13 protein-coding genes, 2 tRNA genes and 3 rRNA genes are annotated in these 22,928 nt (G+C 36.3%); 9 read left to right on the top strand and 9 right to left on the bottom strand.

Annotated elements, in window-relative coordinates:
* The first annotated feature begins 80 nt into the window (after positions 1–80).
* The 4 genes from QYZ68_RS02165 (at position 81) to QYZ68_RS02150 (ending at position 4,906) form a co-directional block, all read left to right on the top strand.
* A 16S ribosomal RNA gene (locus QYZ68_RS02165) occupies positions 81–1,617 on the top strand.
* Between the two features lie 74 nt (positions 1,618–1,691).
* Positions 1,692–1,765 (top strand) — tRNA-Ala (locus QYZ68_RS02160).
* Positions 1,766–2,033: 268 nt separating this feature from the next.
* Positions 2,034–3,575 carry an alpha-glucoside-specific PTS transporter subunit IIBC gene (locus tag QYZ68_RS02155; RefSeq protein ID WP_301383942.1) on the top strand — a complete coding sequence of 514 codons (1,542 nt, stop codon included), beginning with the start codon at positions 2,034–2,036 and terminating at the stop codon, positions 3,573–3,575.
* Positions 3,572–4,906 carry a 6-phospho-alpha-glucosidase gene (locus QYZ68_RS02150; RefSeq protein ID WP_301383941.1) on the top strand — a complete coding sequence of 445 codons (1,335 nt, stop codon included), beginning with the start codon at positions 3,572–3,574 and terminating at the stop codon, positions 4,904–4,906. The genes QYZ68_RS02155 and QYZ68_RS02150 overlap by 4 nt, the downstream gene beginning before the upstream one ends.
* A 44-nt stretch (positions 4,907–4,950) precedes the next feature.
* Here QYZ68_RS02150 and QYZ68_RS02145 read toward each other — a convergent pair.
* The 4 genes from QYZ68_RS02145 to hpt all read right to left on the bottom strand — a co-directional run bounded on the left by QYZ68_RS02145 (position 4,951) and on the right by hpt (position 8,502).
* Positions 4,951–5,024 (bottom strand) — tRNA-Ile (locus QYZ68_RS02145).
* Between the two features lie 284 nt (positions 5,025–5,308).
* The gene (purB, locus tag QYZ68_RS02140; RefSeq protein WP_301383940.1) at positions 5,309–6,703 is read right to left on the bottom strand and encodes an adenylosuccinate lyase; all 1,395 of its coding nucleotides are present in this window, start codon (positions 6,701–6,703) and stop codon (positions 5,309–5,311) included.
* The gene (locus tag QYZ68_RS02135; protein ID WP_301383939.1) at positions 6,688–7,968 is read right to left on the bottom strand and encodes an adenylosuccinate synthase; all 1,281 of its coding nucleotides are present in this window, start codon (positions 7,966–7,968) and stop codon (positions 6,688–6,690) included. The genes purB and QYZ68_RS02135 overlap by 16 nt, the downstream gene beginning before the upstream one ends.
* A gap of 9 nt (positions 7,969–7,977) precedes the next feature.
* Complete coding sequence (gene hpt / locus QYZ68_RS02130; RefSeq protein ID WP_301383938.1) at positions 7,978–8,502, bottom strand: hypoxanthine phosphoribosyltransferase; 525 nt, start codon at positions 8,500–8,502, stop codon at positions 7,978–7,980.
* Positions 8,503–8,644: 142 nt separating this feature from the next.
* On the opposite strand from hpt, the gene QYZ68_RS02125 reads away from it, so the two are divergent.
* Positions 8,645–9,487 (top strand): Cof-type HAD-IIB family hydrolase, encoded by an 843-nt coding sequence (locus tag QYZ68_RS02125; protein WP_301383937.1) that lies wholly within the window; start codon positions 8,645–8,647, stop codon positions 9,485–9,487.
* Between the two features lie 50 nt (positions 9,488–9,537).
* Here QYZ68_RS02125 and QYZ68_RS02120 read toward each other — a convergent pair whose 3' ends face one another.
* Positions 9,538–10,014, bottom strand: a complete 477-nt coding sequence (locus QYZ68_RS02120; RefSeq protein WP_301383936.1) for a hypothetical protein — start codon at positions 10,012–10,014, stop codon at positions 9,538–9,540.
* Between the two features lie 203 nt (positions 10,015–10,217).
* Between QYZ68_RS02120 and QYZ68_RS02115 the strand changes: the two genes are divergently transcribed.
* From QYZ68_RS02115 to QYZ68_RS02100, 4 genes are all read left to right on the top strand, one after another.
* Positions 10,218–13,153, top strand: a 23S ribosomal RNA gene (locus QYZ68_RS02115).
* Positions 13,154–13,176: 23 nt separating this feature from the next.
* Positions 13,177–13,287 (top strand): 5S ribosomal RNA (gene rrf, locus QYZ68_RS02110).
* A gap of 158 nt (positions 13,288–13,445) precedes the next feature.
* Complete coding sequence (locus tag QYZ68_RS02105; protein ID WP_301383935.1) at positions 13,446–17,780, top strand: response regulator; 4,335 nt, start codon at positions 13,446–13,448, stop codon at positions 17,778–17,780.
* Positions 17,780–18,709 (top strand): diguanylate cyclase, encoded by a 930-nt coding sequence (locus QYZ68_RS02100; RefSeq protein ID WP_301383934.1) that lies wholly within the window; start codon positions 17,780–17,782, stop codon positions 18,707–18,709. Before QYZ68_RS02105 ends, QYZ68_RS02100 begins: the two co-directional genes overlap by 1 nt.
* Before the next feature lie 2 nt (positions 18,710–18,711).
* On the opposite strand, the gene QYZ68_RS02095 is transcribed toward QYZ68_RS02100, so the two are convergent.
* From QYZ68_RS02095 to QYZ68_RS02080, 4 genes are all read right to left on the bottom strand, one after another.
* Entirely contained in the window at positions 18,712–19,752 is a 1,041-nt protein-coding gene (locus QYZ68_RS02095) for a hypothetical protein (protein ID WP_301383933.1), read from the bottom strand.
* A 105-nt stretch (positions 19,753–19,857) separates the two neighbouring features.
* The gene (locus QYZ68_RS02090; RefSeq protein WP_301383932.1) at positions 19,858–20,484 is read right to left on the bottom strand and encodes an adenylate kinase; all 627 of its coding nucleotides are present in this window, start codon (positions 20,482–20,484) and stop codon (positions 19,858–19,860) included.
* Between the two features lie 32 nt (positions 20,485–20,516).
* Positions 20,517–21,725 carry a TraB/GumN family protein gene (locus tag QYZ68_RS02085; RefSeq protein WP_301383931.1) on the bottom strand — a complete coding sequence of 403 codons (1,209 nt, stop codon included), beginning with the start codon at positions 21,723–21,725 and terminating at the stop codon, positions 20,517–20,519.
* Positions 21,726–21,747: 22 nt separating this feature from the next.
* Positions 21,748–22,908 carry a chemotaxis protein CheB gene (locus tag QYZ68_RS02080; protein WP_301383930.1) on the bottom strand — a complete coding sequence of 387 codons (1,161 nt, stop codon included), beginning with the start codon at positions 22,906–22,908 and terminating at the stop codon, positions 21,748–21,750.
* Positions 22,909–22,928 lie beyond the last annotated feature (20 nt).

Genomic DNA, 22,928 nt, shown 5'->3' with positions numbered 1-22,928 from the left:
AAGAAAAGAGAAGGGAAGAGTTAAGTAAGGTTTAAAAGCCAAATATGATAACCTGTTGATTTTGAAGTAAGAAAATAAAAATAACGAAGAGTTTGATCCTGGCTTAGAACTAACGCTGGCAGTGCGTCTTAAGCATGCAAGTCAGACGGGATGTAGCAATACATTCAGTGGCGAACGGGTGAGTAACGCGTAGATAATCTACCTATGAGATGGGGATAACTATTAGAAATAGTAGCTAATACCGAATAAGGTCAGTCGAGCTGTCGATTGATGAAAGGAAGCCTTTAAAGCTTCGCTTGTAGATGAGTCTGCGTCTTATTAGCTAGTTGGTGGGGTAAAGGCCTACCAAGGCTATGATAAGTAACCGGCCTGAGAGGGTGAACGGTCACACTGGAACTGAGATACGGTCCAGACTCCTACGGGAGGCAGCAGCTAAGAATCTTCCGCAATGGGCGAAAGCCTGACGGAGCGACACTGCGTGAATGATGAAGGTCGAAAGATTGTAAAATTCTTTTATAAATGAGGAATAATCTTTGTAGGAAATGACAAAGAGATGACGTTAATTTAGGAATAAGCCCCGGCTAATTACGTGCCAGCAGCCGCGGTAATACGTAAGGGGCGAGCGTTGTTCGGGATTATTGGGCGTAAAGGGTGAGTAGGCGGATATGCAAGTCTATGCGTAAAATACCACGGCTCAACTGTGGAGCTATGCTAGAAACTGTGTATCTTGAGTCTGATAGGGGAAGTTAGAATTCCTGGTGTAAGGGTGGAATCTGTTGATATCAGGAAGAATACCAGAGGCGAAGGCGAACTTCTGGGTCAAGACTGACGCTGAGTCACGAAAGCGTAGGGAGCAAACAGGATTAGATACCCTGGTAGTCTACGCTGTAAACGATGCACACTTGGTGTTAACCGAAAGGTTGGTACCGAAGCTAACGTGTTAAGTGTGCCGCCTGGGGAGTATGCTCGCAAGAGTGAAACTCAAAGGAATTGACGGGGGCCCGCACAAGCGGTGGAGCATGTGGTTTAATTCGATGATACGCGAGGAACCTTACCAGGGCTTGACATATATAGGATATGGTTAGAGATAACTAGTCCCCGTTTGGGGTCTATATACAGGTGCTGCATGGTTGTCGTCAGCTCGTGCTGTGAGGTGTTGGGTTAAGTCCCGCAACGAGCGCAACCCTTATTGTCTGTTACCAGCATGTAAAGATGGGGACTCAGACGAGACTGCCGGTGATAAGCCGGAGGAAGGTGAGGATGACGTCAAATCATCATGGCCCTTATGTCCTGGGCTACACACGTGCTACAATGGCCTGTACAAAGCGATGCGAAGCAGTGATGTGAAGCAAAACGCATAAAGCAGGTCTCAGTCCAGATTGAAGTCTGCAACTCGACTTCATGAAGTTGGAATCGCTAGTAATCGTATATCAGAATGATACGGTGAATACGTTCTCGGGCCTTGTACACACCGCCCGTCACACCACCCGAGTTGAGGATACCCGAAGCTATTGTTCTAACCCGTGAGGGAGGAAGGTATCTAAGGTATGTTTAGTGAGGGGGGTGAAGTCGTAACAAGGTAGCCGTACTGGAAAGTGCGGCTGGATCACCTCCTTTCTAAGAGAAAGAATTTAATTAAGTAAAGTAGGTATTGATTTAACTCTTCCTTTGTCTTTTTGGGGACTTTTTTCGGGGGTTTAGCTCAGTTGGCTAGAGCATCGGCTTTGCAAGCCGAGGGTCAAGGGTTCGAGTCCCTTAACCTCCATTTTTGTTAAAGGTGGGGGTTGATTTCACGGTATTGAACTCATAGATTTGGTTGGTAGGTCTGTTTGTAAATCAAAAGTGGACCCTTTCAGAGGGGGGTCCCTTTTAGTTTGGGCCGTTTTTATTTGTTGTTGACAAAAACAAAGAATACCTTTATTCTAGTATAAGTTATTTAATCTTATTAAATAACTTATACTAGAATAAAGGTATTAAATTTATTGTGACTTTTTATGGTAATTGTTGTTATTCAATAAATAGGAGTTTCGTTTATGGTACAAACAATGCAAAAGTTTGGAAGTGCAATGGTTATTCCTGCTTTGTTTTTTGCTTTATTTGGGTTGGTAGTAGGAGTATCATCTGTATTCTTGGTTGGAGCAAGTCCTGGAGTTTGGAGAGATTTTTGGTGGATGGTCGGAGAAGGTGGTTGGACAATTTTTAGACAAATGCCTTTGCTTTTTGCCGCTGCTTTGCCGATAAGCTTAGCAAAGAAAGCATCCGCTAGAGCTTGTATTGAATCTTTTCTTGCATTTTTGCTTTTTAATTATTTCATTGCGGCTATTTTAAGACTTTATGGTCAAACTTTTGGCGTTGACTATTCTATGGCTCCAGGAGGGACTAGTGGACTTACTATGCTAGCTAATATCAAAACACTTGATACTAGTATATTTGGGGCAATTACGGTTTCATGTATTATTATCTATTTACATAATAGGTATTTTGATGTCAAATTTTCTCCTTATTTCCAAATTTTCTCAGGTAGTAATTACATAGTAGCTTTAAGCTTTTTAATAATGTTACCCCTAGCGTTAGTTTTTTGTATTATATGGCCTAGAATACAAATGGGAATTGCAGGTTTGCAGGGAATAATGGCCTATTCAGGAGCTTTTGGGGTATGGCTTTATACATTCCTAGAGAGAGTTTTGATTCCCTTTGGATTTCATCACTTCATTTATCAACCGTTTATATTTGGACCAGCTGTTGTTGATGACGGAATTTTAAAGTATTGGGCCGAACATATTCAAGAATTTTCTCAAAGTACTATCCCTCTTAAAGAATTATTTCCAGGTGGTGGGTTTGCCCTCCATGGAAATTCTAAGGTGTTTGGTGTGCTTGGACTTTCTTTAGCTATGTATTACACCGCTAAAGAAGATAAGAGAAAGGCTTTAAAGGGTTTGCTAGTTCCCGCAGCTCTCACTTCAATGATTAATGGAATAACGGAACCAATTGAGTTTACATTCCTTTTTGTTGCTCCCGCACTGTTTGTTCTGCATTCTGTTCTTGCAGGATGCATGTCTGCCCTTATGTATTCGTTTGGTCTTGTAGGGAACATGGGGACTGGGGTAATTGATTTTGCATTGTTGAATTGGATTCCCATGTGGAAGAATCACCCCCAACCCTACGTAGCACAGATTATTATTGGTAGCATTTTTACAGCCATTTATTTCTTTTCATTTAAGTACTTAATATTTAAGTTTAATTTCAAGACCCCTGGTAGATGGGAAGATGATACTCCTGTTAAGTTACATACTAAAAGGGATTATATCGGAGATCAACGCAGGCACCAATCTTTAAGCATAATTCATATGTTGGGAGGGAAATCCAATATTGAAGATGTTAGCAACTGTGCCACAAGACTTAGAATTACTGTTAAAGATGTCAATAAAGTACATCCTGATGAGAGCTTTAAAAAACATGGTGTTAAGGGGATATTTAAGACAGGCAATTATTTTCAAATTGTCATTGGGCTCGATGTTCCAATATTAAGAGAGGAGATAGAATCTATTCTTAACAGTAAAGAGGAGGAAGTATGAAGAAAAAATTTAATATTGTGATTGCTGGAGGGGGAAGTACCTTTACTCCGGGTATAGTGTTGATGTTGCTTGATCATCTTGATGAGTTTCCCATTGGGCATATTAAGCTTTATGATATTGATAGTGAGCGCCAAGATATTGTTGGAAAAGCTTGCAAGATACTAATTAGGGAGAGATATCCCGATGTAAAGTTTTCTTACGCCACGGATCCAAGAGAAGCTTTTAGTGATGTCGATTTTGTAATGGCGCATATTCGAGTTGGTAAATATGAGATGAGAGAGCTTGATGAGACAATCCCTCTTAAGTATGGGGTTGTTGGACAAGAAACATGCGGACCTGGTGGTATTGCTTATGGTATGCGTTCAATTGGAGGAGTTATTGAACTTGTTGATTACATGGAAAAATATTCACCTCATGCTTGGATGCTGAATTACTCCAATCCTGCTGCAATTGTTGCGGAGGCCACAAGATGCCTTCGTCCTAAATCTAGGATATTAAATATTTGTGATATGCCAGTTGGAATAGAGAATAGATTTGTTGATATTTTAAGATTAAAATCCAGAAAAGAATTGATTGTAAGATACTATGGCCTTAATCATTTTGGTTGGTGGACTGAAGTTAGGCATGTAAACGGCGATGATTTGATGCCAAAGTTAATAGAACATGTAAAAGAACACGGGTATCTTTCAGGAAGAGAAGCTGAGACAGGCCAGCACATTGATGCAAGTTGGACTTCGACATTTAGCAAAGTAAAAGATGTGGCTGCCCTTGATCCAAGTACTTTGCCGAATACTTATTTGAAATATTATTTGTATAGCGACTATGAGCTTACGCACACTGATCCTACTAAAACAAGAGTTAAAGAGGTCAAGGAGGGTAGAGAAGCTAAAGTTTTTGGAGAATGTAAGAGGATAGCTGAAAATAATACTGCTGTAGGTACTACTATTGAGATAGATGAGCATGCATCTTACATCGTTGATCTCGCCCGAGCAATAGCTTTTAATACAGGTGAAAGAATGCTTTTGATTGTTGAAAATAATGGAGCTGTTGAAAATTTTGATCCTACTGCTATGGTGGAAGTTCCTTGTATCGTTGGTTCTAATGGACCTGAGCGTATATGTATGGGAAGAATTCCTCAGTTTCAAAAGGGGCTTATGGAACAACAAGTATCTGTCGAAAAACTTACGGTTGAAGCTTGGGTGGAGAAATCATATTTAAAGTTGTGGCAAGCTTTGACTATGTCTAAGATGGTGCCAAGTGCAAGTGTTGCCAAGAAAATTCTTGATGATCTCATTAAAGTCAATGGGGATTACTGGCCAGAATTGAAGTAAAAAAAGCAAGCTCTATGCTTGCTTTTTTTACTAAATCAAAAAAATGGGACCAGGATGAGTTGAACATCCGACCTCAGGTTTATCAGACCTGCGCTCTAACCACCTGAGCTATGGTCCCCGGGATATACTTACCTCTTAGGATTTTATTGAACTTTATTTTGTTTGTCAATATGAGTTTTATTTTTCTATTTAGGTAGTATTTAGTTATTTTTGATTTTGATAAGGAAATAGAAGAAGGAGAATTATTGAAGGCAGGTGATAGAAAAACTTGGCATTCACATGATGAGAAGGATACAGATTTTAAAAGTTTGTGAGTCCAAAGGGAACAAATTCGGCTTAGAAGCACACACTAAGCTTCAGGAATTTTGTATAAAGGAGAGTAAATCTGTTCATAAATATTACTTATTTTTCTTCAAGAATGGGAGTTACTACTTCTTGAAGAAAATCTTCAACTTGAGAGGACGCAAATCCTGCATTTTGATTTGAATTTAAGATTTCATCCATATCCTCAGGCGTTAGCCTAAAACTTTCATCTTTAAGAATTAACTTAATTAGGTCATTTTCATTTTTTCCTAAATATATATTCTCCCGTACTTGCATGGAATAAGTTCTGAGTTTTTCATGCAATACCTGTCTGTCACCGCCATTTTTAGTTGCTTTCATTAATATGTCTTCTGTTAAGATAAATGGCATTTCCACTTTTACATGTTGTTCAATTATTTTGTCGTTTACTCTAATATTGTTAAATATTTTATCAAGTAATATCAAAATGGCATCTGCAGCTAGGAATGCTTGAGGAATATTTAGTCTCTTGCAAGCCGAATCGTCTAGCGTCCGCTCAAGCCATTGCGTTGCGACTATAAACCCGCCACTTGTTTGTAGGCTCATTATAAACTTGGCAAGAGAGGCTACCCTTTCGCTATGGATAGGGTTTCTTTTATAAGGCATTGCTGATGAACCTATTTGTTTTTTTTCAAAATGCTCTTCAATTTCCTTAAGGTGTTGCATGAACCTAATATCGTTAGTGATTTTATGTGCACTTTGAGCCAGGTTGCCTAGAAGGTTTAAAGTTGATGAATCAATTTTTCGATCGTAAGTTTGACTAGTTATTTTGTAAACTTTATCGAATCCCATTCTTTTAGCCACACTTATGTCCAGATTTTTTACCCTTTCAAAGTTAGAAGACAGCAATTCCTTAAAGCTACTCTGATTCCCCACAGCGCCCTTTACTCCTCTGAAACACAGATTGGATAAAATAAAATCAAGTTCTTTAAGATCAAAAATTAAACTTTTAAGCCACAAGCTGCTTCTTTTCCCAAGGGTTGTTAATTGAGCCTCTTGTAAATGTGTATAGGCAAGTGTTGTTAAATTTTTATGCTTTATTGAAAAATGATTTAAAGTTTTAATGACATTTTTTAAATGATTCTTAAGAAGCAATAATGCTTCTTTTGTTTGAACTAAATCCGTATTGTCCATTAAGAATGCACTTGTAACACCAAGATGTAAAATTTTTTTAGCATCCTCTCCAGCTGAATCAGCATATGCATAGAGATGAGCCATAACTTCATGTTTAAATTTTTCTTCATATTTTTCTACAACAGTAAAGTCAATGTTCTCAATATTTTTGTATAGCTTATCTAGTTGTTCTTGGCTAATGTCTACCCCTAATTCTTTTTGTGTCAAGGCTAAGTTATACCAAAGCTTTCTCCACGTTGTGTACTTGAATTTTGGTGAAAAAATGTAAAGCATTTCTTTGCTTGAATATCTTGACTCTAACGGGTTTACATATCTATCCATTCTTTATTCCTAAAAATGGTTTTTTCTCTTTCTGCTCCAAGGGAAATAATTGAGATTTGAACTCCAACTTCTCTTTCAATGAATTCGATATATTCTTTAGCCTCAGGTGGCAAATTTTCATAACAATTTATATTACTAATATCCTGCTCAAATCCCTTAAAACTCTTGTATACAGGCTTGGCTTTCTTTAATATTTCACAGGAAGTAGGTACATATTCGTATATTTTTCCTTGATATTCATAGGCCACACAAATTTTAAGTTCTTCTATACCATTTAGAACATCCAGTTTGGTTAAAGCTAAATGGTTTAATTCGTTAAGGTAAGCGGCTTTTTTGATAGTTAAAAGGTCAAGCCATCCAATCCGACGGGGTCTTCCTGTGGTTGCCCCATATTCTTTTCCCTTTTCCCTAATCTTGTCTCCAATAACAGAAATTTCGCTCACAAATGGACCTTCCCCAACTCTTGAAGAGAAAGCTTTTACTATTCCAATTTTTTGTTTTATTCCTGAAACAGGGATGCCACATCCCACAGCTGCTATGATTAACGTACTACTTGATGTTACAAATGGAAATGTTCCATTTTCAATATCAAGCATTGTGCCCTGCGCTCCTTCTATTAATATATTCTTTTTAGAGATGAAAGCTTCTTTTAATATTTCCTCTGTGTTTGTGATTATAGGTTGAAGAATTGCTATATATTTCCTGTAGTCACTTAAGATATCAACGTAATCGAAAGGTTCTTTGCCGTATATCTTTTCTATAATTTTGTTTTTTTCATCTAGATTTACTTTTAGTTTTTTCTTAAAAATTTCCATATTAAGTAGATCGACAGCTCTTATGCCTGTTCTATTTATTTTATCGGCATAACAGGGTCCAATCCCCTTCCTAGTAGTTCCGATTTTGTCACGACCCTTTATCTGTTCACTAAGTTCGTCAAGTTTAATGTGATAGGGCATTATTATGTGGGCTTTATCGCTGATTAGTATTTTTGTTTTAATGTTGTTTTGTTTGAGGATTTCAATCTCTTCGATTAAAATTCTCAGATCAATTACGACTCCAGATCCAATTATGCAATTTGATCCCTGTAAAGCTCCTGAGGGTAACAGATGAAAAATGAATTTTTTATTATTAGCAACGATTGTATGACCAGCATTACTACCTCCGTTAAATCTTACAACGTAGTCTGCCTTTGCCGAGAGAAAATCTATAATCTTTCCCTTTCCTTCATCTCCCCATTGGGTACCAATGACCGCATAAACTGACATCTTTGTCTCCTATTTGTTTATTTTTGATACATCCTTTGAGGTTCTGTGTTTTTCATTAAAATCAATGCCATACCCAACTATGAAATGATTATCAATTTCAAAGCCCACATAGTCTATGTGTAATTCTGTTAATCTTTTAGACGGTTTATTGAAAAGAGCACAAGTTTTAATCTCTTTAGGATTTTTCGTTTTTAAATGTTCAATAATTTTTTTATAGGTTAATCCGGTATCCACAATGTCGTCAAAAAGTATTACGTAGCAATTTTCTATGTCAATGTCGATATCTTTCTTTATTGTCACTTTTAGTGAAGAGTGAGCATTAGTTCCATAACTTGAAGCTTGTAGAAAATCTATTTTTACATTAAGTCCAATTTCTCTTGTAATATCTGCAAAAAATATGAATGAGCCTTTAAGGAGAGATATAAAAACTACATTATTCTTGTCCTTGTAGTAATCCCTAATCTCTTGAGCCAACTCTTTAATTCTGATTTCTATTCCTTCCGCTGAAAATAAAGTCGAAATTTGATCATTCATTAAGCTTATACTTGACTCTCTTTTTGTAATCTTTGATACTACAATTGTATTTTTTTTATCAATTTAATTCAAGCTAAATTATGGTTATGGTCCGTAGTTGATAATAAGTGTGATATTATGTACCTCAAAGAGAGATTTATACATGAATTCTAATTATCGAAAATATAAGATGCTAGTCTTTGATCTTGATGGAACTTTACTTAATAACGATCACAGGGTTACTCCACTGACTCTTAAAGTTCTTTCAAAATTGAGGAATGATTTTCGTATAATTATTGCTACCGGTAGGAGATTAGATGAGCTTAAGGATGTTATGGTGCAACTTAAAGAAATTGATATTGAAAAGGAGTATATGGTAACAGCCAACGGAGCTGAAGTATTTTTGCAAAACAATTTAATCTTGAGATACAAGATGGAATATAGTCTAGTAAGAGAAATTCTTAAACTTGAGAGGGGAGAAATTGATATTAATCTTTATACTTCAAGCGATTGGTATTCTGATAGAGCAATTAGGAGTCCAATTATGAATTATTTCATTAGTAATTTAGGGGTAAGGCCTGTTATTACTGATTTATTTTCTCTCCAAGTGGACTCTTTTTCTAAAATAGTTTATTTTTCTCAAGACTTTGTTGCTCTTGAAAATTTTGGGAATACAATAAGAGAGAAAAAGTTTAAGGATGTGCATGTATTTTATTCTGCTCGGGATCTTTTAGAAATTACAAATGTTAACGCTAATAAGTATAATGCTGTTAAAAATATTGCTTCATTTGAACGTGTTGATATTGAGGATATTTTAGCGTTTGGAGATAACGGGAATGACTACGAAATGTTAAAAAATGTTGGAAGGGGGATTGTAATGAAGAATGCTAACGAATTTGTGAGGACTAATTTACCAAATAACGAGATTACAAAATTCAGCAATGATGAAGACGGAGTCGCTAAATTTTTAATTGATTTTTTTGATCTTGACATTAGTTTTATTTAGTTCTTACCACTTAATTGTATTTTAGCAGTTAAAATTGGATAGTATTTATCTCATTCTTTATTTTGTCGAATATAATTGTCGTAGGTGTTTTTTATACTCTCTGCTCTACCATATAAGATAGAGGCTTCAGTCATTAACGGGATGAAATGTGACTTTTTTTCATCTAGTGTGTATCCATGATAGACATCATCCCTGATGAATAAATTTTTGCTGTAATCTTTCATTTTGTTTTCTAATTCATATTCCATGAATTGTTTGTCTTCAGTAGGCATTGTGTTTGCAAACGCAATGTGATTTTTTTCAATTATTTCTTTTGTAATAATAAACCAGTTTATCAGTTCTTTAATATATCCTTCGGCGTATCTTTTTAAATTCTCAATTTCTTGTTCATTTGTATTTGTTTCTAAAAAAATTATTTTAGTAAGACTCTCTTCTGTGCCTTTTGGTATTTCGGGTATATCCTCCGGTGTTGAGGTACAATTCAGGATGAGTGAGTATGATATTAAACAGAGCATTTTTTTGTGCATGCCTACTCCTTTTTAGTTAATTGTAGCACTTGGTGTGTCATTGTTGATTGTTTCGTTTTATAAATTTGGGCTGGGTGTGCGTTCTTAAAAATTGTTGATAAAAATGTTTTGAGGGTATTGACATAGAAAAAGTAAACGTATATATTAATCTATGTTGTATAAACGATTGGAATTGGCAATTTAGAGACGGAAGATAAAAATATGGTCAAAGTAATAAAGAGTCTATGGTGGATGCCTAGGAGCTTTAAGGCGAAGAAGGTCGTGGTAAGCTGCGAAAAGCTTGGGGGAGAAGCAAACATTTTATGATCCCGAGGTTACCGAATGGAGTAATCCGATTAGCTAGATGCTAATCATCTACTGCGTAGGTGGTAGAGGCTATACCAGGGGAAGTGAACCATCTAAGTACCCTGAGGAAAAGAAATCAAAGAGATTCCCTGAGTAGTGGCGAGCGAAAGGGGAGTAGCCCAAACTTCGGATGTGTCAAGCTGCAGAGCGTTGCATTCGGAGGGTTGTAGGACACTTGAAGTTTAGTCTGTGATAAACTGAGAAGTTACAAAGTATTTATATAGAAGAATAATCTGGAAAGGTTAGCCAGAGAAGGTGATAGCCCTGTAATTTAAATGTAAATATCTTCTTAAAGATGTTCCTGAGTAGGACGAGACACGAGAAACCTTGTTTGAAGCTGGGGAGACCACTCTCCAAGGCTAAATACTAGAAAGCTACCGATAGTGAAGAGTACCGTGAGGGAAAGGTGAAAAGAACCCCGGGAGGGGAGTGAAATAGAACTGAAACCGTGGACTTACAAGCAGTCAGAGCCATGATTTATTCATGGTGATGGCGTGCCTTTTGCATAATGAACCTGCGAGTTATCATGTCTAGCGAGGTTAAGGCATAGAAGTGCTGGAGCCTGAGCGAAAGCGAGTCTTAAAAGGGCGATTTAGTTAGATGTGGTAGACCCGAAGCCGAGTGATCTATTTATGGCCAGGCTGAAGCTTGGGTAAAACCAAGTGGAGGGCCGAACCCTAGTCTGTTTAAAAAGGCAGGGATGAGCTGTGAATAGGAGTGAAAGGCTAAACAAACTCGGAGATAGCTGGTTCTCCCCGAAATGGATTTAAGTTCAGCCTTATTTTAGTGCAGTAGAGGTAGAGCACTAATTGAGCTAGGGCCTGTCAAAGGGTACCAAACTCAGTTAAACTCCGAATGCTATTGTATGATGAATAGGAGTGAGACTATGGGCGATAAGGTCCGTGGTCGAGAGGGAAACAACCCAGATCAACAGCTAAGGTCTCAAAAATGTGTTAAGTGGAAAAGGAGGTTTAGGTGCGTAGACAGCCAGGAGGTTGGCTTAGAAGCAGCCATACCTTTAAAGAGTGCGTAATAGCTCACTGGTCGAGTACTTAAGCGCCGATAATGTAACGGGGCTAAACACATTACCGAAGCTTTGGATTCTAATTTAGGTTAGAGTGGTAGGGGAGCGTTCTGTAAGCCTGAGAAGCTAAGCTGGGAAGTTTAGTGGAGGTATCAGAAGTGAGAATGCAGGTATGAGTAACGAAAAAATGGGTGAGATCCCCATTCGCCGAAAACCTAAGGTTTCCTGGGTGAAGGTCGTCTTCCCAGGGTTAGTCGGCCCCTAAGGCAGAGCTGAAAAGTGAAGTCGATGGGAAACGGGTTAATATTCCCGTACCTCTTATAGTTTCGATTGGAGTGACGCATGAGGTTAACTACTGCTAGGCGATGGTTGTCCTAGTTTAAGCATTGAGGTGTTGATTTTAGTAGGAAAATCCGCTAGAAGAGCTGAGATGTGATGATGAGCGTTGTTTAGGCAGCGTGAAATGTAGGTAGTCAAGGTGCCAAGAAATAACTTCTAAGGTTAGGCTATGAGGGACCGTACCGCAAACCGACACAGGTAGGTGGGATGAAAATTCTAAGGCGCGCGAGAGAATCCACGTTAAGGAACTCTGCAAAATACGTACGTAACTTCGGGATAAGTACGACCTAAGAGATTAGGTAGCATAAAAATGGTCCAAACGACTGTTTACCAAAAACACAGGTCTCTGCAAATCTGTAAAGAGAAGTATAGGGACTGACACCTGCCCGGTGCTGGAAGGTTAAGAGGAGATGTTAGTGTAAAAGCGAGGCATTGAATTCAAGCCCCAGTAAACGGCGGCCGTAACTATAACGGTCCTAAGGTAGCGAAATTCCTTGTCGGGTAAGTTCCGACCCGCACGAATGGTGTAACGATTTGGACGCTGTCTCAACGTGGAGCTCGGTGAAATTGAAGTATCGGTGAAGATGCCGATTACTTGTGGTTAGACGGAAAGACCCCGTGAACCTTTACTATAGCTTGGTATTGAAATTTGGTTAGGTATGTGTAGGATAGGTGGGAGACTTTGAAGTCATCTCGTTAGGGATGGTGGAGTCGGTCTTGAAATACCACCCTTGCTTAATTAAGTTTCTAACTCGTAGTGATATGAGGAGAGTGCCAGGTGGGTAGTTTGACTGGGGCGGTCGCCTCCTAAAGAGTAACGGAGGTGCGCAAAGGTTACCTTAGAGTGGTTGGAAATCACTCTGTAAGTGTAAAGGCATAAGGTAGCTTAACTGTGAGACTGACAAGTCGAACAGATACGAAAGTAGGTCTTAGTGATCTGGCGGTAGCGAGTGGAAGCGCCGTCACTTAACGAATAAAAGGTACTCCGGGGATAACAGGCTTATCCTCCCCAAGAGTTCACATCGACGGGAGGGTTTGGCACCTCGATGTCGGCTCATCGCATCCTAGGGCTGAAGCAGGTCCTAAGGGTATGGCTGTTCGCCATTTAAAGCGGTACGCGAGCTGGGTTCAGAACGTCGTGAGACAGTTTGGTCCCTATCTGCCACAAGCGTTGGATATTTGAGAGGAACTATCTTTAGTACGAGAGGACCGAGATGGACGAACCTCTAGTGTACCAGTTATCCTGCCAAGGGTAAGTGCTGGGTAGCTACGTTCGGAAGGGATAACCGCTGAAAGCATCTAAGTGGGAAGCCTTCCTCAAGATGAGATATCCTATGAGGGTCCTGGAAGAATACCAGGTTGATAGGTTAGAAGTGTAAGTATAGTAATATATTAAGCTGACTAATACTAATTACCCGAATCTTTGACCATATTTTTGTCTTCCTTATAAACACCCTGGTGGTTAAAGAAGGGAGGAAACACCTGTTATCATTCCGAACACAGAAGTTAAGCTCCTATTCGCTGATGGTACTGCGAGTTCGCGGGAGAGTAGGTTATTGCCAGGGTTTTTGTTTTTAGTCTAGTTGTATGATAGGGATATGCGTAATTTAAGTATTGTTTTTTTGCTTTTTTTTTTGTTTTTGATTTATTTGCTGGTCAGACTATAAAGTTTAAGCTTGTGGATCAGTATTATCCTCTTTATTACAAGGATGGAGAGGGCAATATGGTTGGAATGATTTTCCCTCTACTTTCCAAGTGGGCACGAGATAACAATTACAATGTTGAGATAGAGGCTATTAGTCGTCTTGATAAAGATGAAATTGAAGACGATGTGATCTATTTGGGCCTGACTTACAATTCAAATTTAAATGGATATCTTCATTTTAAAAATGAGATTGGTAAGTGTGTTACTGCGTTATATTATGACAAAAAGGGGGGCAAAAACAGGCCCAGCTCCTTTTTTTCAAATAACTTACGAATAGGGGTTGTGAAGAACACAATATATGAAGATATTTTGAGATTTCATGGGCGGATTGATAATATTTTTTTGTTTGAAGACACTGAAGAGTTGCTTTTAGCGTTAAGAGATAATAAAATCGATTTAGTATATGGGAGCTGTAAATCACTGACTTGTGTGTGGTATAAGTCTTTTTACCCATATTTTATCGAACTTTTTAATTCCGACTATTTTCATAGTGTCAGTGTAAGGCTTGCTGTTAGTAAGAATGCCATCAGTGGTTTAAAGACTTTAAATGTTGATCTTTTAAGTTACATGAAATCGCTTTCTAGAGAAGAGTATAAATCTTTTAAGGAATTGGATATTTTGTTTACTCTTGATATTGGAATATATAGTGACTATCCTCCTTTAAGTTTTATTGATTCTAAAGGGAAACCTTTAGGTATTTTAGTTGATCTATGGGAGACTCTTTCTAGGAAGTACGGGTTTGTAGTAAATTTTGTGGGATTTCCAAAAGAAAGCATTAAAAAAGGCCTAGACGATAAGAATGTATCTGTTTGGGGGGGCATTCTTAAAGAAAGTGGAGATATTTTAGGTTCTAAAAATTATAAAGAGACTATTCCAATATACTTGCTTGATTTCAAGCTTTATTTTACGAATGCCAAAAATAGCCAAAGGGTCATAAATTCTCAGGTTGTTGATTTAAATTTTGACAATGTTAGTTTAGATAGAAACACAGACATAGTAAACAATTTTTCAAGTGTAGTAAGTAATTCATATGGATTTGTAGAAAATTCAATAACCACGAGGTATTTATTAAAAAAACACGGATATAACAGTATATTAAAATCAGAAGATCCAAATTTCAGTCAAAGGAGGTCTTTGGTATTTGCAACTAATAACAAAAGGTTTAAGTTGTTTTCATACATGCTGAATGCAATAATAGAAGACTTTTTTTTTGATACTTTATTACAAATAGATAATAATTGGCTTGATCAGGATGAAATTAAAGATTATCAGAGTAATGGATATGGTTATGTAGGTAAGAACGATTTCAATATTGAGGAGAAAATTTGGTTACTAAATAATAAAAAGTTAAGTCTTGCTGTAAAGGATTGGTATCCTATTGATTATTTTGATTCTGGTAGTTACAGAGGGGTAAATGAAGAGTTAATTGATAAGATACAAAGATTGACAAATTTAAAATTCGACATACTCCGAGTTGACAAGGGGGATGGGGTTGAAAATTTGATTAGTTTGGGGAAAGTAGATATATTAGCTACTAATTTAGAGGGGGAAAACCTGGATTATATGTTTAACATTAAGACAAGTACTGGGATTCCACTTTATGTTTTTTCAAATAAGATTAAACTATTCCCTTTCAATTTTTATGATCGATGTGCAATACTTAAATTTTTATATACAGAGGAATTGCGTTTTAAAGCAAAAACGCAGTTAGTACAAGTGGAGAGCTTTAAGGAGGCTCTAGATCTTCTTTATAGAGGTAAAGTTAGTGGGATTATTAGTGATGAGTATACTGCTGCTGTTAACTTTGGGGATTTAAACGTGCAGGATGTTAAAAAGCTACCTACTTATATAGACTTAAAGTTTGATTTAAATGTTGCGGTGTATAACCAGGATTATATTTTAAGGGGGATTATACAAAAAAGTTTATTCCGTGCAAATGTTGGTAACAGGTTATATTTTGATGATTGGGTTTCTAATGTTTATGAGAGATCTAAGAAAATTGGATTTAAAAAATTTTTGCTGACATCAATGATTGTTGTCTTACTTCTTTTGACTATTTTTTTCATTTCTTTGTTCAGGTTAGGTCAGGAGATAAGTTTTAGGAAAAAGATGTACTTTTCTGCAATTAGCGAAAAGAAAGTTGCTAAGAATGCCATTAATGCTAAAAATATCTTTGTTGCAAGCATGAGTCACGACATTCGTACTCCTGTTAACGGGATAGTAGCAGCTACTGAACTTTTGGATCGTACAGATCTTGTTGATGCTCAAAGGGAATATGTTCAAATGATAAATTATTCATCTAAATCACTGCTCTCTTTAATCGATGATATATTATACATTTCTAAAATAGACATGAATGGAATGTATATTGAAAATAATGAGATAGACCTGGAGCGTGAAATTGAAAGCGTTTTAAAGAGTTTTCAGTCTCAGAGTGCTAAGCAGAATCTTGATTTAGTTTTTTATTCGAAATCGAATTTAGAAAATTACTTAATAGGTGATATTTCTAGGTTGAAACAAGTGCTTATCAATTTAATAGGAAATGCTTTTAAATTTACCAATGATGGAATTATAGTTTTAAATTACGAGAATGTGTACAGCACAAAGGATAGTAAGGGAGATGAAATAGTTGCTATTGAATTTAAGGTAAGTGATACTGGAAGAGGAATTAAACAAAGAAGTATATCTGAGATATTTGAATTGTTTAAGCAAGAGGATAACTCTGATTCAAGGATACATGGGGGTATTGGTCTTGGACTTGCGATTTCAAAGAAGCTTGTCAGTTTAATGGGAGGTCCTGGTATTGAGGTTGAGAGTCAGGTGGGCTCGGGAACAACTTTTTCATTTGTGTTGCCTTTTGTTTTGGGAGGCAAGATTGAGGGTAGGGATAAAGAGTCAAATAAATTCGAGTTGGTAAGGGACAAAAAGATCTTAAGCCTACTTCCAAATGAAAAGGCTGTTAGGGTACTTAGTCAAATAAGTGAGATATTTGATTACAAAGATAACATACATTACTCTTATTCTTATGATGATGCTTATGAGATGTTTCATAAAAATCCTTGTTATGATTTTGTTTTTATAAGTGTAACCAATGTTGGTGTACCGGAAGGAATTAATTTTGCTAAAAGGATAGAACGCTTAAGCTCCACTACAAGAATAATTTTTGTGGTTCCTTATTTAACGAATAATGAGATGATTGATCTTGAATATAAATGTATTCAAAAGCCTTGCAGAAGGTGGGATTTTTATTCTGGTTGGATTAGAAACGGCTTTACTTCAGATGAGGCAATACTGGACGATTTTAATGTTATTAAAATAGAAGATGACGTTAGTATTTTAATAGCCGAGGATAATGAAATTAATCAGAAGGTTTTGAAAAATGTTTTAGTTGCCATAGGAGTTAGTGAAAATTCTATTGATATTGTGGACGATGGAGCTCGTGCTATTGAGGTTTTAAGCAATAGGAGATATGATATAGCTTTTATTGATATAAGAATGCCAATTTGTGATGGCTTTTCAGTTGCTAAGGCGGTACGTGAGTTTGAGAGGCATAACAACTTAAGTCCATGTATTTTAGTAGCTGTCACAGCGCATGCGTTAAGAGAATATAAAGATAGATGTTTTGATCATGGGATGAATGATTATATTGCAAAGCCAATACATATCAGGGCAATTCAGAATGTGTTGACGAAGTATCTACAGGTTGAGTTTAAAGGTGATAATAATCTAGAAGACATCGGCCAGGGTAAATATCCGAATTTCCCTCATTTGGATATTAGAAAGGCTTTAAGAGACCTTGATATTTCGTATGATGTGTATAAAAACTTGTGCAAGGGACTTGTTGATGTCATTGATAATTTCATTGTTGAATTGGACAGTGCCTTTCGCGTAGGAGATTTAGAAGTGGTAAAAATTGCGACGCATTCGGTTACCGGAGCTCTTGGTAATATGCGTAGTAGCTTATTTGAAAAATTTAGAGAGATTGAGATAAGTCAAAAGCCTGTTCATGAATTGAAAATGCTTTACTATGAGATACGTAAAGATTTGCTTGTGCTTATTGAAAATATAAAAATACATATTTTAAGTGATGTTAATAGTGTGGGTCGGGAAAAATTAAACTTTAAGAGTAATGATGAGTTTTTGTATCTTATGCGAAGGCTTTTACGTGGAATAGAGAACAGGAACCCTAAAGAATATAAGGAAGTACTTGAGGTGCTTAAGAGATATAATTTGGATGAGAATAAAAGAGCGTTATTTGATTCTCTTCTAAAAAATTTGAGGTTATATAAGTTTGAAGATAGTTCTAAAATTGTTCAACGTATGGCGGGTTTTGTTGATACAGAGAAGACATAATGGAAGGGATAGTACTGGATGATTTGGAAGAAAATAGAGTTGAAGTACAAAAATTACTTCTAGTAGATGATACTCCTACAAATTTGGATTTGCTAATAGATATATTGCAAGATGATTATGAAATCAGGGTTGCAATAGATGGGTTTGATGCTTTAAAACAGGTTAAGATTGATAGCCCTGATCTTATTTTGCTTGATGTATTGCTACCAGATATTAGCGGTTATGAGGTTTGTAGAAGACTTAAAGGTGATCCTGAAACAAGAGATATTCCTATAATTTTTATTAGTTCAAGAGATTCTACTGATGCTCAACTTGAAGGATTTAACGTTGGTGGGGTGGATTATATTTTAAAACCTTTTAACGCAAGAATTATTGACGCAAGGATTAAAACTCACCTTGAACTTAAAAGACTTAGAGATCATTTTAAAAACCTTGCAAGGATTGATGGACTTACTCAAATTCCTAATAGAAGGTTTTTTACAGATAAATTTGCTAAATCTTGGATGAAGGCCTTGGAACATAAAGAAAGGGTCATTGTGGGGATGCTGGATATTGATTATTTTAAAAAGTACAACGATAACTACGGACATACCAACGGAGACGAGTGCCTTAAGTTGATTGCAAAGAGCCTGAATAAAATTGCTGTTAGATATAAAATATGGGTTGCTCGCTATGGGGGCGAAGAATTTATTTTATTTTCAGTTAATAAGAGTTTAGATGAGATGATTATTATTGTTAATTTGATCATTGAAGACATTAAAAGTTTGGAAATAGTTCATGAATACAACAGTGTGTCTGGGTTTGTTACAGTTTCAATCGGACTTGCCGAACAAATCCCTTGTGATACTAATTTTACCAAAATCATTAAACTTGCTGATGATAAGTTATATGAAGCCAAGGTCTCTGGACGAAATCAGTTTAAATATTGAAGTTAAATTTTGTAAGTTAAAGAAAACCCGATAGAATCGTAGTGCATGTATGAGTTATTTGTAGTAATTCTCTTTAGAATATCAGACATGCCTACTGTATCTTCCGTGTACATAGGTTTTGTTGAAAATTTGAGCTGTATATCCAGACTTAAATGTGATGTGATTTCAAAGTTTGTAACAAAGGAAATATTATGATAAAAGAAATCACTTCCCCATCCTTTATTTGATACTGTGCTCACATTTCTAGCATCGCCAATGTATGTTTTTCCTTCATATAAAAGGCCTATTGTGTTGAGGGATAATGGCATTTTATAGGCTAGTAGTGCATAAGGATTTATTGTAAATCCATTTATTGTTTTGCCTTCATCAGATTTGTATATCCAAAGTTGGCCGGAAACAGCATGAGCATTATTTATGTGTAAAATATGGCCACCAAGTACGGTAATAATATGAGTCCATTCCCCACCAAGTACAGCATTAAGGTCAAATTGTAGGCGACCTCCCATCGTTATTTCGGAATAAAATTCAGCACTTTTTGAATAGATTCCATCTCCAATGTGTATTCCAACGCCCTTAAATCCAAATCCCTTCCAGCCTACTCCAACTTCAACTGCTGTGTATAAATTCATAAAGGCAATGGGAGTGATGCTGACTCTGCCTTTAAGTAAGGTAAGAACGGGAGAGAGTCCAATGTTTAAGTCTAAATCAACCCCGTTGCTTTGGAATAAAAGTGAGTTGGGACTATCTAAAACTTTAATAAATTTATAATAGCCTAAATATGAAATTAGCTTGATACTTCCCCATGAACTGGGTGAAATTTGACTGTTTGGTGTTACGGGTTTAATCTGAGGAGTTATGAAACTTGGAGAGAAGAAGCCACCTGTTGTTCCAAGTGCGTGTGGAGGATAATAAGCAGTTTGGAGATTGATATAAAAATATCCTTTGTTTACGGTGTCTTGACTCTCATTTGGATGAACCAAAAAGGACTGCAAGAACAACAAATACACAAACAAAACTTTTAGTACATAAATCTTTGCTTTCATATCTTCCACCTCATCAACATTTTCAGATACATCTATGTTGTGAAGTTCAATGTTAATTGAGTAGAAATCTGTTAGTGGCCTTTTTGCAAGAATACTCTTATTAAGCTATTTTATTATTTTCATCAAATTTTTTTCCACCTCATCAACATTTTCGGATGCATCTATGTTGTGAAGTCTATTGCTAATTGAGTAGAAATCTATTAATGGCTTTGTTTGCAAGTGATATTCTTTAAGTCTTACTTTTAAAGACTCTTCTGTATCATCTTTTCGCTGATAAAGAGTGTCTTTGCAAAAATCACAAACTCCCTTTTCTTTTGTGGGAAGTGTGTATATGTTAAATATTCCACCGCAGGATTTGCATATTCTTCTTCCGGAAAGTCTTTTAATGAGGATCTCTTCATCAATTAAAAAATTTATAATTTTAAAATTCTGCAAGAATTCATCTAAAGCCTGAGCTTGCCCGATATTTCTTGGGAAACCATCAAGAATAAAATTATCTGGGCTGTCAAGGGTATTAATTTTGTCTTTAACAAGTTTAATCGTGATTGAATCGGGAACCAATCTTCCGCTTTCAACTATTCGTTTTATTTCCTTGCCAAGTAGAGTAGAATGTGTGATCTCTTCTCTGAATAGATCCCCTGTTGAAATGTGATAATAGTTTAACTTTTTTAAAATGATCTTAGCGATTGTGCCCTTACCAGAACCTGGGGATCCTAAAAAAACAAGTTTCATGATTCAACTCCTGTAGTCCTTACTCTTAATGTTTAGCTGAAAATATTGAACAAAAATTTAAGACCAACAATTGTTCCAATAGAAGAGCCAATGTTGACAAAGAACACTATCAATAAAATTTTTGTAACCTTATTCTTAAAGTATCCCCTTATGTTAGTTAAATCTTCTTGTAGGTCTTCAAAGTCTTTTATTTTTGGTTTATTTATGTAAGCTTCAACAAGCCCTGCAACCATACCTGTGCCAATAAATGGAATCAGAGAAAATATTGGAGCGCCAATTGAAGCTGTAAATATTGTTATGAGGTTGGCTCCTAAGAGGATAGCGGCGAGACCTGCAAACGAAGCATTAAACAATATCCAAAGTTCTAAATTCTTATAGGCAAAATCAAATCCCTTAAAATAAAACGAGCTCGCTATTAGTGCAATGACTAAAATCGGAATTAAGTAAGATACAAATTTGCCCAATGAGAAAATCTTCTTAGGTATGTTGCATAGAGCACCAATGTCTATTGTTTTCTTGTTTTCTTTCATGCTCCTCAAATTTGCTACTATACCCTTTACATGTCCAGCTCCGACAACCGCAAAAATCGTACCCGAACCCTCAAGTATTTTACTTGCTATAAACTCATCTCTTTCGTCAATTAAAACTTTCTTAACGGTAGGAATTTCTTTTGCAAGTTCTTCCATCATACTTGAGAGAGCATCTTGTTCTTTTAATTTCTCAATTTCGGCTGCTGTTACTTTCGCATCTGAAAATGAGAACAGGCTTGATATTATTTTGATTTTTTCTATAAATGGAACACAATTCCAAGCCCTCTTTAGCGTTATCTCAACTTTTCTGTCTGCTAGTATTACTGGAATATTGTGCTCTCTAGCCTTCAAAATAGCTGTTTTCATTTCCTCTCCAGGACTAATCCCTTGTTCTTTTGCTAACTTTTTTTGGAAATTACTTAGCACTATTTGAACTATTAATAAAAATGCTTTTCCTTGCCTTATTGCTTCATATATATCTAGATCTTGCCACTTCCTATGCTCGTCCGTGTCCAGAATTGCATTACAGCGTGCTTCGTCAAGTTCGACAGCAACAAAGGATGGTTTTAGTTTTTCAATCAAGGCAGCCGTGTCTTGTGAACTCTTCTTTGACACATGTGCCGTCCCTAATATGTACACCCTATCACTATCAACATCAAGAGTGCTAACATGCGAAAAACAATCCTCAGTGCCCTCTTCTCTAATATCCAAAGAATATCCTCATCTTAAAACTTCAATCATCAATCAAAATAGCCTTCAACAATTTTACCACATGGTTTATTGAAACTATATAGTCTACATTATTTTCTTCTATTGCGATTTTTGACATACCAAAAACGACAGAACTTTCTTTATCTTGAGCGAAAGTGAGACCCCCAGCCTTCTTAATCTCTCCAATTTCCCTGGATCCATCACTTCCCATTCCCGTCATTATAAAGGCTATTGCTTTCTCTTTCACATTTTCAGATATGGATTTAAACAATACTCCAATAGATGGCTTGTGTCCGTTTACGTTTTTATCGTCAAACACTTCTATTTGATAATTGTCATTGACTTTGTTAATTCTAGTGTGGTACCCACTGGAGCTTATGTATATGAATCCCTTTTTTGGTATTTCTTTATTACTTGTTTCCTTTACAGCCAAGTTGCAGATGTTATCAAGACTTCTTGCAAATTCTGACGTAAATCCCTTTGGCATATGTTGAACAATTATTATTGGTATAGGAAAATTATCTGGGATTTCTGGCAATATAGTCTTTAATGCAACAGGTCCTCCTGTAGATATTCCAATGGCTACTATATCGAATTTTCTATTTTTAAGTTTTTTTAAATCTTTTTCATCTAATATTATTTCTTTATCAAGAATTTCACTTTCGATTTTATCTTTTTGAATTATTAAATTTTCATCCATTGTGTTTGATGTATTTAAAGCTTCTTCGTTGGCTACACCACTTGTGACAACTTTATTTGTTTTTAATTTTAAATTAGTATTATGGATAATTTTGCTTTTTATAGCCTTTGTTCCGTAAGCAGAGAGTAAATCAATAATTTGATCTTTTATACATTCTATGCCAGCATCAGATTTGATGATAAAATCATCTGCTCCCCTTAGGAGTGCATCTTTTGCTATATCTTCGCTTGATGACAGAACGACAACAGGAATCTTGTTATCAATGTTTTTCTTTGCTTGTAAAAATGCAATTTCCTTTATTGTTTCTGTTTCCAGACTGAATAATATGACATCGGGATGTTTACTGAGCTTCTTAAGGGCAAATTCTCCGTTAGACGCAGTTGCAATAACTTCAAGTTTTAAAGACGAATTAATGATATCCGATATGGTTTTTCTATTAATAGCAGAATCTTCAATAACAAGCACATAAATTCTTGTTCTCATTTGTGCCTTGCTCCTATAAA

It is taken from the genome of Borrelia sp. P9F1 (genome assembly GCF_030436115.1).
Classification (GTDB): Bacteria; Spirochaetota; Spirochaetia; order Borreliales; family Borreliaceae; genus Borrelia.
Note: the sequence above shows the minus strand (reverse complement) of the source record. Positions and strands in the feature narration are given on the sequence as shown.